Below are 11,930 nucleotides of genomic sequence, written 5' to 3' on the forward strand. Positions count from 1 at the left end.
TACATCTGATGCGAATGATATGATATCTCAAGTTTTATTCTAAAATATAAACAAAAGTCCAAACGCAAGCAAGATTGCGCCACCAATGGCCTCACCGTAATCCCCGAGATTCTGGCTCACCCGACGGCCTAATAGCAGACCCATAACCGACATCACCCCGCCACAAACACCAAAGGCAAGTACGGTCAAGATCAGATCACTGCTAAACATCCCTAAGGAAACGCCAACGGAGAACGAATCCACACTTACGCTGAGGGAGAACAAAATAACGCCGAGCAGGGAACGGTGGTCCACCAGCTTGGTATCCCCTTCACGGAATGCATTCAGAATCATATGAGCACCTAACAGAACAAGCAATCCACCTGCCGCATACGTCGTAATGTCACCGAGCAGGGAGCTGACGTATTTACCCATATACATGCCGATGAGCGGCATGATGATATGAAATAGCGCCGTTACAATACTGATTCGCAAAACATCCCGCAGCCGAATGCCCTTCATGCCAATTCCGATTCCGAGTGAGAACGCATCGAGGCCAAGCGCAACAGCCATGATCAAAATGGTTACCAACTGCCCTACATGGGCAGACACATCCCACATCCCCATACCCCCAAGTCACGTAAAGGTTCTTGTACACGATATGCGGACAAGGCCCTAAACATGACCGATGAGAGGCAAATGGCGACGGATTACTCCATCTCCATGACCCATAAGGCTGGATTGTGTGCAGGTGGATGAGATGTTTTAATTGATTTGTTTTGGAAAAGAGTACGTAGCTCTCCTGACTGTATGATCAGGAGAGGTTAAGAGGGTTGCTGGTCGCCAACTTGGATGAGTTGGTTACCCGCGGCCTTGAGCAGCCGATTCATGACGGCTGCTCCCAGCCCTTCGCGTGAGCAGGCTTCAGCCACAATATATGTGGCGCCTTGCTCATCGCAGCTACGCAGCGCGGCGTATAGCCGGCGCGCTGCTTCTTCCAGCTCGCTGGCGTCACCCAGCGAGAACACGGCATCGGCGCGGTACTGCTCCGCGTGCTCGGCGAACGCCAGCACGGCGGTGCGCTCTCCGCGCTGCGCCGCCTCTGCGAGGGCGCCGCTGATCCAGGCCGCCACCGCTGCGGGCGGCCCCTCTACCACGCACAGCGCCCCTGCGGGTGCGTAGTGCGTGTACTTCATGCCCGGCGAGCGCGGCGCCGGGCTGCCCACGCCATCGGCCCCCTCCGCGAGTAGCGCGGGGTCCGTGGCGACACGGGCGGCAACGGCGGACAGTTGTTCCGCCGTTATGCCGCCAGGGCGCAGGATGGTGACGGTACCGTCGTCACCGACCTGCACAACCGTGGACTCGACGCCCACCCCGGTGGGGCCGCCGTCCACAATGCCGCCGATGCGGCCATCCAGATCTTCGCGCACATGGGCTGCGAGTGTCGGGCTTGGCCGCCCGGAGCGGTTGGCGCTTGGCGCAGCCACAGGGCATGCCGCCGCCGCGATCAACTGCAAGGCCACCGGATGGTCCGGCATGCGCACGGCCACCGTATCCAGACCGGCGGTGACACGCGGGGACACCGCCCCCGCCCTAACCGGCAGCACCAGTGTCAGCGGTCCCGGCCAGAAGGCCGCCATCAGCGCTTCGGCTGTCTCGTTCACTTCCGTGACCAGAGCATCCAACTGGTCACGGTGCGCAATATGCACAATCAGTGGATTGTCGGAAGGTCGGCCTTTGGCGACAAATACAGCCTCCACGGCTGCCGTGCTACTCGCATCGGCACCCAAGCCATAGACCGTCTCGGTCGGAAAAGCCACCGTCTGACCTTGACGAATGCAGGCTGCGGCAGCCTGCAAGTCGGCGAGCGCCTGTTGATCGGCGCTCCCCTTTTTCACATCCAACAATTCAATATTACCCAATCCGTGATCATTTTCAGCGCTCACCAAGACACGTACATCCCACATCTCGGTGACCAGTTCTCCCGAAGCTTTCATATCACGGTTTTCTCTACCATCCCTCATCTCAGAGGTGTGTTGAACTGGTTCGTTTTCTCTGCTCATATATCATCATTCCTAAACTTCAAGTAGGTTAGTTCATATCCATATTCAATATAAGAGGTTGTTCAAAAAGTACACTTTTGATTACGATAGATGCCTAGCAGCATCATCAACGTCGAATATGAAATTCAGCCGAAATAAGCGGTAGGCTTACGAAGTATGTTTCCGAAGGAAACATTTTGGTTGCTCACGTAATTTCCCTACGCTCCGCTACTCCATTTCTAGCTTCATTCCATCTTCTTGGTACTGAAAACCAGACTTTTTGAACACGCACTATAAGTAATTATAACATACCTGTCCCACTCGGATGCCCTTCACACTTCACTCCATACATGAGTCTCACTATAAGCTCGCCACCGATTCATACCAAAAGAGCAGCTCCCTGAATCGAAGTTGCCCTTTACCATAGTATAAATACGTTGTTATGCGAATAATCCAGTTACCCAACTCCACAGTTTCACAGCCATATCCCACAGAAAGAATCTCGCTTCCGGTGTGTCTCCCTGCACAGATGCCTCGGCATCTCCTGGTTCAGCAACTGCGGCTGATACGGTTGAAGGTTTCGCCAGTGCATCCCCGGTCCCTGCATCAATGAAGCACAACGGCGGGAACAACACACACCACCAGTTCTGACCTTTTCCTTCGCCCAGCGTGATCCGAACCGCTTCATAATCTCCGGCAGGATAGACGGTACCCCCATATAGTTTGGTTGGGAACGGAACAGAACCCAACTCCACCTGATATGCATAATGCAAGCCACGACTCGCCAACTCTTCTCCTACTCTATTCTCAATCTCGGACAAATGCTCACGAATGACCTGGCGCGCTTCATCCAGACTTTGCGGATTCTCCAGTTCGGCTACCCACTCGCCCATCTGAGCAACGACAGCATCCCGAATCTCGCGTTTCACCAATTGATCTCCCGGTGCATCTGAATTTGCTAGAATACGCAAGCGAATAGATTGTTCCGGAATCGCTGTGGCCGCCACAGCTGCATCCGTTTTCTGACCTTCCCACATCATGATAATCATCATAAGACATACAATAATAAGTCCAATTTGCTTTACAATTCGTCTGCTCATTCCGTTCTCCCCCTCGGCTCTCTGATCACGCTACCTGCAACTCTCTCATGTCTATCAGTATGCCCGGGAGAGACGGAAGTAAACCTAGCATTTGCAATAAATCTACTAGAGTCTGTTTAAAAAACCGCTTTTGATTACGAAGGTTGTTTACGAAGGAAACATTTTGGTGGCTCACGTAGTTTATCCTACGCTCCACTACTCCATTTCTAGCTTTATCCCATCTTCTCGGTACTGAAAACCCACCTTTTTGAACACGTACTACTAGAATGTGTGTTTAAACCCGGGCAAGGTATACGATGACAAATGTCAGCGTCCAAAAAGCCTTGAAGTCTGTGCTGACTGACCCTGGCGAATGACTCTCACGAATGAACAGTCAATGTTCTAAGGAACCGAGAACGTCTTATTTGGCCTTCAGGGCTTTTTTTGAAATGGTAAGGAGCACGAGACACGTTATTTCCCAAAATCATCTGACCAACACGCTACAAAAGGCTGTTTATGCTGATATAACGTGTCTCAGATTCCTTAGCTTTCTCCGGGCACTTCAAATCCCGGATAAGATGCGTCAGGTTCGTTAGCTCCTAACTCTTAACTCCTAACCACCTAATAGCTGGCACCTGAAGCTCCACACCATGCTGACACTCTGTTCCCAACTCTTTCAGGTACATCTCTACTTACGGTAAGATTGAAGAAACCCTCTGCATTGATTCTCTCTTCTCTCATTCACACTTTCTCACCCATCATGTTAAAAAGGCTGATCTGCACCTGGTTACAGGGCAAATCAACCTCTTCATTCCTAAGAACGATTACGTTACACGCTCCACCGCTTTACTTTTCACTGCACCGACTCAATAGTTACACAGCACTTTTCTCTTTCTTGAGCATATTCCATAAACGTTCCGACAACCGGGGTTGCTGCTCCCCCATGAGAAGTTCATCCTCCTCTTCCTGTCCATACAACTTAATGCTCATCACCACCCCAATACAAGCCATATTAATGAGCAAAGAGGTTCCGCCGTAACTGATGAACGGTAACGTAATACCTGTGAGTGGCATCAGTCCAAGGAACGCCCCCACGTTCTCAAACACCTGATACAACAACATTCCGATAATACCTACAATGATGACGGGTCCCGCGCGATCTCTGCATGTCAGAGCAATCAGCACCATACGTTGAATCAGAATAAAGTACAACAGAATCAGTACGGATGCACCAACAAAGCCAAACTCCTCTGCGATCACGACAAAAATGGAATCAGAATACGTATAGGGGACACGTCCACTCTGAACGGATGTTCCTTGCAAATATCCTTTGCCGATGATGCCCCCTGAACCGATGGCTAAACCTGCATTTTTCGTATGCCAGGAAGCTTTGGAGGTAGCCTTCTCCGGTACAAGCCAGGGATCAATTCGCTCCGCCCAATGCTCACGTTTTATCTTTTCAAGAAAGGTGAACACTTCATCATGGTAGAAGGTATAGGCTTTAACAAAACCAAAGAACCCCACTCCCACAATCGCCAGCGCAATCAATGCGTGCTTCAGCCTCATATTCCCGATCCAGAATACCGCAGCCAGAATCACCACATACCCCAGCGCATTTCCCAAATCATTCTGAGCCATAACAAGGGCAAACGGAATAAACGCCCAGCAGCCAATCGGCACAATATCTCTCCAAAATTTCAGCGTGCCTTGTTGTCTCTTCACAATCAAATGGGCGAGGAACAGAATCAGAATCATCTTGAATAGCTCTGCCGGTTGAAAAGAAAAGTTCTCGCCCAGCTTCAGCCAACCGTTGGCGTTATTGATCGAACTTCCCAGGACATTGGCCAGGATCAGTAGTATAATTCCCAACCCATACAAATAAAACGCATATTTCACGTATAACTTGTAATTCACAAGCCCGATCACAAGCACCGCAATGAACCCGGCCACATAGAAATAAATCGTTTTGACATGGTGATTCGCCAGTTTGGCATCTGTCTGCGTTCCGCTGTAAATCGCAAATACACTAATAATCATAAGCAACAGCATTACGAAGAGAATCACGCCGTCCATCTTTTTCAACATTCTCACCATGATTCCGTCCATCCCCCTGAATCTATCATTCTATGATTTCCAATTGAACTCAATATTACCATTGTATATAATTGGATAATAAAATGGAAATCTGTATCGCTTCAGGGTCACAATTAAACCATTCAATGGCCTGACTCACACTCTAAAAACAATAAAAACCCCAAAACTTTCATCCCTAAGTGAATAGGGCTGAACTGTTCCAGGGTTCTATAGTTATATATAAGTTAAACTAAGGATTATTTACACTGACACTACGATGACAGAATAACCTTCCAATCGCTGTTATCCCCAGATTTTTTCGATTCCCTTTTTTCAAGGGAAAATCCGGTGATAAAGGCGAACGCTTTGCTTTTTCAGTTTTTTTCTGTCCTCTCCGTTATCGTGTAAAAGATTAGTTCAACTTATATAGCTTATATACATAAATCTTACGTGCCGCTTCAAGCTTGGATTCGAGAACGTTATTGCTCCTGCTGGGATGGCTTGCGTCTCAGCACTTTCATCACCAAATCGGTAATACTCGGTTGTTCCGAAGAGCCGAGGATATCCTCGTTTTCTTCCGTGTGAACCTTGATACTCATCACAATCCCCATACTGATCATGTTGAGCATAATGGAGGTACCACCCGAACTGATAAACGGCAGCGTAATCCCTGTCAATGGCATCAGACCAATGAAGGGGCCAATATTAACAAAGATCTGGTAGAGCAGCATCGCTATAATACCTACAATTAGATATGGCCCGGCACGATCCTTACACTCCAGTGCAATCAGCACCAGCCTGTGAATCAGGATAAAGTACAGCAGAAGCAATACCGAAGCACCGATGAAACCAAATTCTTCCCCAATCTGTACAAAGATTGAGTCAGCATAGGCCAGCGGCACCCGATTCGACTGAATCGTCGTGCCCTCCATATATCCTTTGCCCGTAATACCACCAGAACCAATCGCAAGCTTTGCATTATACGTCTGCCAGAGTACATCTCTTGAGGTCAGCTCCGGCACAAGCCAGGGGTCAAAACGATCCGCCCAGTGCGAACGTCCAATGTCATTCAGAAATTTAACAATCTCATCATGATAATGAATATATGCCTGTGTACCGCCGATAAAGGTAGCCACAGCAATAATAAAACCAATAAGGGCATGCGTAAATTTAATGTTGCCGATCCATAAAAGGCCCACAAGAATGACAACATAACTCAACGCATTTCCCAAGTCATTTTGAAGCAATACAAGTAGTAATGGCGGCAGAACACAGAGTGAGATCGGAATAACATCACGTCCAAAATAGAGTGGACGATTCTTCTTTCGGGCCAAAAAGGCCGATAAAAACACAATCAGGCATAACTTAAACAACTCAGCAGGCTGCAAACTGACCCCGAAGATGGACAGCCAACCTTTTGCACCGTAATACTCCTTACCAAAAAACATAACGAATATGAGCAGCAGCATACCCACGCCATAGATATATAAATAATTTTTGATTATGAATTTATAGTTGATCATCGACATCCCAAAAAAGGCTACGAATCCCAAAATATAAAAGATCACTGCACTTTTCGGGAGTCCCTCCAGCTTTGGACGACCAAACGTTGTACTGTAAATCGACAAAATACTGATAACCATCAGAATAACCAGTATAAACACAATAGAATAGTCTATCTTTTTAAATTTGTGCAGCATGTAATTATGTTCCCCCAAGCATTCAGAAATCTTCGGTATATCTCATTGTAGAGGATTTCACGGCAAAAAGAAAACCCGCGGAACCTTACATTTTCGTCACCTGTTCCGAAGTACGAACACCCAGGACATGCCGCTCGATTCCGGCAAGGTCCGGTACAATGATAATTTCCGGCCAATGTCCCGCCGTTTCAAGCAGAGCCGCGATGTCGCGGGCCTGCCCCTGGCCCAGCTCAAATCCAATGATCTGCGGCGACGCAGGCAGCAGCGCCAGTTGCTCCAGCATAGCGCGGTACGGTGCAAGCCCGTCCGGACCGCCATCCAGTGCCATGCGCGGCTCATGATCGCGCACCTCTTGCTGCAACCCGGCGATATCTGCCGCCGGGATGTATGGCGGGTTGGACACCAGGATGTCCAACCGAGCCCCGGCGAACGGGGCCAGCAGATCGCCTTCACGGAAGTCGATCTGTACCCCGTTCGCGGCCGCGTTCCGCGCGGCCACTTGCAGGGCAGCCGCCGAGAGATCCCCGGCGCCGACCTGCCAGCGCGGGCGCAGTGAAGCCATCGTCACCGCGATGGCACCACTGCCCGTGCCAATATCGACGGCGAGCGGAGCGCCGTCAGGAAACACGCGGTCGGCTTCGCGCAGCACAGCTTCGACCAACAGCTCGGTCTCCGGCCGCGGAATCAGCACGGCCGGCGTGACCTCGAACGGCAGCCCATAGAATTCCTGGCTGCCGATAATATATTGCGCCGGCTCACCCGCAGCCTTGCGCGTGACGGCGTCCTCCCAGCGGCTGCGATGCTCGCTGAGAAAAGGCTCCGGCTGCATCATGTAGTACGCGGCGCCATAGACGCCGAGTACATGTTCCAGCAGCAGCCGAGCATTGTTTTGCGGCTCGTACACGCCGCACTTTTCCAAAAAAGAGGAAGCCTCCACGAAGGCTTCCCGACAGCTCTGTTCCGGCGTCATGACAAACTGCGCGCGGGTCACAGATTATTCTCCTCTATCCATCATCTCAGTCTGCTGAGCAATGGTCAGTGCAGACAAAATATCTTCAATCTCTCCGTTCATCACCTGATCCAGCTTGTGCATTGTCAGGCCGATCCGGTGATCCGTCACACGGCTTTGTGGGAAGTTGTACGTACGAATCCGCTCACTGCGGTCACCCGTTCCCACTTTGCTCTTCCGCTCAACAGAGATCTTCGCTTCCTCTTCCATCCGTTTCATATCGAAGATACGCGTACGCAGAACCTGCAACGCTTTTTCCTTGTTGGAGTTCTGTGATTTTCCATCCTGACATGTCGCAACAATTCCCGTTGGAACGTGCGTTACCCGTACTGCGGATTTCGTGGTATTAACCGATTGTCCACCGGCACCACTGGAACAGAACGTATCCACACGGATGTCTTTATCATGAATTTCGATATCAAAATCTTCGGCTTCAGGCATAACCGCAACCGTTGAAGTTGACGTATGAATACGTCCGCCAGACTCAGTTGTTGGAATACGCTGCACACGGTGTGCGCCGCTTTCGTATTTCATTTTGCTGTATGCGCCACGTCCGTTGATCAGGAAAACAACCTCTTTGAATCCACCGAGATCATTTGTGTTAACGTCCATCAGCTCTACACGCCAGCCTTGTGCATCTGCATAACGCGTGTACATCCGATAAAGATCTGCTGCAAACAATGCTGCTTCATCTCCACCAGCTGCTCCACGAATCTCAACAATAACGTTCTTGTCGTCATTCGGATCTTTTGGTAGCATAAGCACACGAATCAATTCGTCCAGTTCCTTCTGACGAGTGCTCAGTTCGTCTATTTCCATTTTGACCATTTCGCGCATCTCATCATCCAGTTTCTCACCCTGCATTTCCTTTGCAGCTTCGAGATCCTGACTTACCTGCTTGTATTCATTGTACGCTTCATAAGTCGGTTGCAGATCGGATTGTTCTTTGGAGTATTCCCGCAACTTTTTGTTGTCACTTGCCACATCCGGGTCACACAAAAGCTCGCTCAACTTGTCATAACGGTCGGCTAACGCCTGTAATTTATCCAACATGTATAGTCACCTCACGCATTATTTTGTCCAAGCACATCACATTTTCAATAATTATTTCAATTCAACATTAATTACATTTATAATCTATATTCCACAACGCACAGGATTCTCACGAATCCCCTGACCGCAGCATGTATTCACATTCATGTATGATCGACGTATAACATCGCTACAACGTCATCAAATCCTTTACTTTTAAAGTTGATATCAAGAAATCGTGTACCCTGTATGAAACTCGCTTCAACTCATCTGTTACAGCGCGAATTTAACGTGGTATACGACTCTTAATTATAGCATATTCTTATGGTTCTGAATAGTAACTGTTCGGCGCGCAATACAAAAATAATTCTATTTACATATTTCGGATTGTGTCTTTTCCTTTTATTATATCCACTACGCGCGATCAATCCAGTGCTTGTACACAATATATAGCGATCAAAAACATAAAAAGCCCTGTTATCTTCCAAAGAAGATAACAGGGCTGCTATAACCATTTTTTAAACCATAGTGAACGGTTTAGGAATTATACGTTGAAACGGAAGTGCATAACGTCGCCGTCATTTACAACGTACTCTTTACCTTCAAGACGAAGTTGACCGCGCTCTTTGGCACCGTTCATGGAACCCGCTGCAACCAGATCGTCGTAGGAAACAACCTCTGCACGGATGAATCCACGTTCGAAGTCGGTGTGAATGACACCCGCTGCGCCAGGCGCTTTTGTACCTTTACGGATTGTCCAAGCTCGAACTTCCTGTACACCTGCTGTGAAGTATGTGTACAGACCGAGCAATTTGTAAGCCGCTTTGATCAACAGGTTCAGACCGGAATCCTCGATACCGAGTTCTTCCAGGAACATTTGTTTATCTTCGCCTTCCAGCTCAGAAATCTCTTCTTCAACCTTCGCACTGATTGGCACCACTTCTGCGTTTTCAGCAGCTGCGAATTCTCTTACTTTTTGCACGTAAGCATTGTTCGCCACATCGCCGATTTCGTCCTCAGCTACATTGGCTGCGTACAGAACAGGTTTCAGTGTAAGCAAGTGCAGATCGCGTACGATCAGAAGCTCATCATCCGTAAGTTCCATGCTGCGTGCCGGCTTGTCATCGTACAGAACAGCCTTCACTCTCTCCAATACTTCTACTTCTTGAGAGGCAGTTTTGTTGCCGCCCTTCATGTTTTTCTTGGAGCGATCGATTTTCTTCTCAACACTCTCGATATCGGCCAAGATCAGCTCCAGATTGATCGTCTGGATGTCACTTACCGGGTCAATTTTGCCATCGACGTGTGTGATGTTCTCATCTACAAAGCAACGTACCACGTGTACAATTGCATCTACTTCACGAATGTGGGCAAGGAACTTGTTACCAAGACCTTCGCCTTTGCTCGCACCACGAACAAGACCAGCGATATCTACAAACTCAAACGCCGTTGGCACTGTTTTCTTAGGTACAACGAGTTCTGTCAGTTTGTCCAAACGCTCATCGGGTACTTCAACGATCCCCACGTTAGGGTCAATTGTACAGAACGGATAGTTTGCCGATTCGGCACCTGCTTGTGTTATTGCGTTAAACAATGTAGATTTACCAACGTTAGGCAAACCCACGATTCCAGCTTTCAAAGCCATGTATATGACAACTCCTCATTGATTACTTGTTCGGTATGGATAATCCTATACATTATATATGACAAACCTCAAGGCATCAAGGAACTTCGCCAATTCGACCAGAGTCCCATCCGCTATTGGTTTACCCTTTGATTTCCTTGTACATGGTCAGATCCGTTACCTCATATCCCATCTTGCGATACAGGCTGCTCGCCCGCACATTATGTCCAAACACATGCAAACCAATGCGATCCACGCCAAGGCTCAAGGCCGTCTGTTCAAGCGCCTCCATCGTCTCTGTTCCATACCCTTTACCGCGGTGTGCTTCTTCAACCACAATGTCTAGCAAAAATGCATCTTTGCCACGACGATTATCCGTGATGTTAAACCAGATATACCCCACATTTCCGTCTACAGGATGCATCAGATTGTAGAGATACGCTCCGGGTGTGTTCAAGCCTTCTGGCAGATAACGTTCATAAGATTCCTCCGCCAGTTGCTGCGCCTCTTCCTCAGCCCAAGTGCCTGCTTCTACTTTTTCCTGTGCAAAATCCTTAATCGATCGAATGCAAAAACTCGCATAATCTTCCTGATTCATGGGAGAAAGTTCCATTTATTCCCCTCCTTATTTTGAGTGATCTTCATTATGTAGGATCCCTGTGAAGTCCTTTTTGCACTGCTAGTATCTTATTGTATCCTGTTCTCCCGCTTGGCGCATGAAGTAATTCTGACGATTTGAACTCCAATTTTCATATGTATCCATTTTATCTATAACTTTTGATCTCCTCCCGTCGTTTATACCTCATAGGAAAGGAGTGCATTATATTCAACACACGTCGCCGATTCTCCAAAAAGAAAATTATTATCTTGTCCGCTATCATACTCGGAATCGCCATCGTCGCTTTTATGAGCTTTCTGAATGCAATGGATCCCTTTCGCCACTTAAGGATCACAATCCATAATCAGTCCGACTATGACCTCACCAATATTCAAGCTAGCCTGGTCCAAGGCGACAACTCGTTAAACAACAATGAGAATGGCTCCACCTACGTAGTCGATAAGGATATTTCCAGCGGAGCAAAGATGAAATTCGCCCCACAGCTGAAACTCTCTGGGGAGGGGGCCGTATCCTTGGCGTTTACGGACAGCCGCGGAAAAACCTATAATAAAACGGTCTGCGGTTATACGGAATACTTGTCCGGCAATTCCTACGTTACTGTAACCAATGAGAATGTCACCGTGAAAGATGAATGTATGTAAAAGGGTATATCAGTCAATCATCAAAAAAACTGCAATCTCCCTCTTAAGAAGATTGCAGTTTTGGTTCTATTTTATTTCAACACATCGTTCACCACAGTTATAAGTTTGTAAAAAAGAACTGTAACGGGCCTT

General features: G+C 48.2%; 10 protein-coding genes. 1 reads left to right on the forward strand and 9 read right to left on the reverse strand.

From position 1 onward, the window contains the following. Window positions 1–39 precede the first annotated feature (39 nt). The 9 genes from MHB85_RS28375 to MHB85_RS28415 all read right to left on the reverse strand — a co-directional run bounded on the left by MHB85_RS28375 (window position 40) and on the right by MHB85_RS28415 (window position 11,136). On the reverse strand, window positions 40–600 hold the full coding sequence (locus MHB85_RS28375) for a manganese efflux pump MntP (protein ID WP_210109221.1): 561 nt from the start codon (window positions 598–600) through the stop codon (window positions 40–42). Window positions 601–803: 203 nt separating this feature from the next. Further along, window positions 804–1,976 carry an L-threonylcarbamoyladenylate synthase gene (locus tag MHB85_RS28380; RefSeq protein ID WP_341074043.1) on the reverse strand — a complete coding sequence of 391 codons (1,173 nt, stop codon included), beginning with the start codon at window positions 1,974–1,976 and terminating at the stop codon, window positions 804–806. A gap of 485 nt (window positions 1,977–2,461) precedes the next feature. Continuing rightward, complete coding sequence (spoIIR, locus tag MHB85_RS28385; RefSeq protein ID WP_341074044.1) at window positions 2,462–3,121, reverse strand: stage II sporulation protein R; 660 nt, start codon at window positions 3,119–3,121, stop codon at window positions 2,462–2,464. An 852-nt stretch (window positions 3,122–3,973) separates the two neighbouring features. Then, window positions 3,974–5,194: an FtsW/RodA/SpoVE family cell cycle protein gene (locus tag MHB85_RS28390; protein WP_341074046.1), complete on the reverse strand. Its 1,221-nt coding sequence runs from the start codon at window positions 5,192–5,194 to the stop codon at window positions 3,974–3,976. Window positions 5,195–5,652: 458 nt separating this feature from the next. After that, window positions 5,653–6,873: an FtsW/RodA/SpoVE family cell cycle protein gene (locus MHB85_RS28395; protein ID WP_341074048.1), complete on the reverse strand. Its 1,221-nt coding sequence runs from the start codon at window positions 6,871–6,873 to the stop codon at window positions 5,653–5,655. 85 nt (window positions 6,874–6,958) lie between these two features. Then, window positions 6,959–7,843 carry a peptide chain release factor N(5)-glutamine methyltransferase gene (gene prmC, locus MHB85_RS28400; protein ID WP_341074284.1) on the reverse strand — a complete coding sequence of 295 codons (885 nt, stop codon included), beginning with the start codon at window positions 7,841–7,843 and terminating at the stop codon, window positions 6,959–6,961. A gap of 24 nt (window positions 7,844–7,867) precedes the next feature. Beyond that, a complete protein-coding gene (prfA, locus tag MHB85_RS28405) occupies window positions 7,868–8,935 on the reverse strand; it encodes a peptide chain release factor 1 (protein ID WP_091036276.1) in 1,068 nt (355 codons plus the stop codon). Window positions 8,936–9,458: 523 nt separating this feature from the next. Then, window positions 9,459–10,559 (reverse strand): redox-regulated ATPase YchF, encoded by a 1,101-nt coding sequence (ychF, locus tag MHB85_RS28410; RefSeq protein WP_017691917.1) that lies wholly within the window; start codon window positions 10,557–10,559, stop codon window positions 9,459–9,461. Between the two features lie 121 nt (window positions 10,560–10,680). Continuing rightward, window positions 10,681–11,136 (reverse strand): GNAT family N-acetyltransferase, encoded by a 456-nt coding sequence (locus MHB85_RS28415; protein ID WP_341074050.1) that lies wholly within the window; start codon window positions 11,134–11,136, stop codon window positions 10,681–10,683. Window positions 11,137–11,405: 269 nt separating this feature from the next. Between MHB85_RS28415 and MHB85_RS28420 the strand changes: the two genes are divergently transcribed. Continuing rightward, a complete protein-coding gene (locus MHB85_RS28420) occupies window positions 11,406–11,798 on the forward strand; it encodes a hypothetical protein (RefSeq protein WP_192134979.1) in 393 nt (130 codons plus the stop codon). The last annotated feature ends 132 nt before the right edge of the window (window positions 11,799–11,930 follow it).

Origin of the sequence: Paenibacillus sp. FSL K6-4396 (genome assembly GCF_038002525.1) — a bacterium.
In the GTDB taxonomy this organism is placed as follows: Bacteria; Bacillota; Bacilli; order Paenibacillales; family Paenibacillaceae; genus Paenibacillus; species Paenibacillus amylolyticus_B.

Bases quoted from the DNA above. Each gene is read 5' to 3' on its own strand.
- MHB85_RS28375 (WP_210109221.1), bottom strand. From the start codon at position 600: ATGTGGGATGTGTCTGCCCATGTAGGGCAGTTGGTAACCATTTTGATC.
- MHB85_RS28380 (WP_341074043.1), bottom strand. From the start codon at position 1,976: ATGAAAGCTTCGGGAGAACTGGTCACCGAGATGTGGGATGTACGTGTC.
- spoIIR (WP_341074044.1), bottom strand. From the start codon at position 3,121: ATGAGCAGACGAATTGTAAAGCAAATTGGACTTATTATTGTATGTCTT.
- MHB85_RS28390 (WP_341074046.1), bottom strand. From the start codon at position 5,194: ATGGTGAGAATGTTGAAAAAGATGGACGGCGTGATTCTCTTCGTAATG.
- MHB85_RS28395 (WP_341074048.1), bottom strand. From the start codon at position 6,873: ATGCTGCACAAATTTAAAAAGATAGACTATTCTATTGTGTTTATACTG.
- prmC (WP_341074284.1), bottom strand. From the start codon at position 7,843: ATGACGCCGGAACAGAGCTGTCGGGAAGCCTTCGTGGAGGCTTCCTCT.
- prfA (WP_091036276.1), bottom strand. From the start codon at position 8,935: ATGTTGGATAAATTACAGGCGTTAGCCGACCGTTATGACAAGTTGAGC.
- ychF (WP_017691917.1), bottom strand. From the start codon at position 10,559: ATGGCTTTGAAAGCTGGAATCGTGGGTTTGCCTAACGTTGGTAAATCT.
- MHB85_RS28415 (WP_341074050.1), bottom strand. From the start codon at position 11,136: ATGAATCAGGAAGATTATGCGAGTTTTTGCATTCGATCGATTAAGGAT.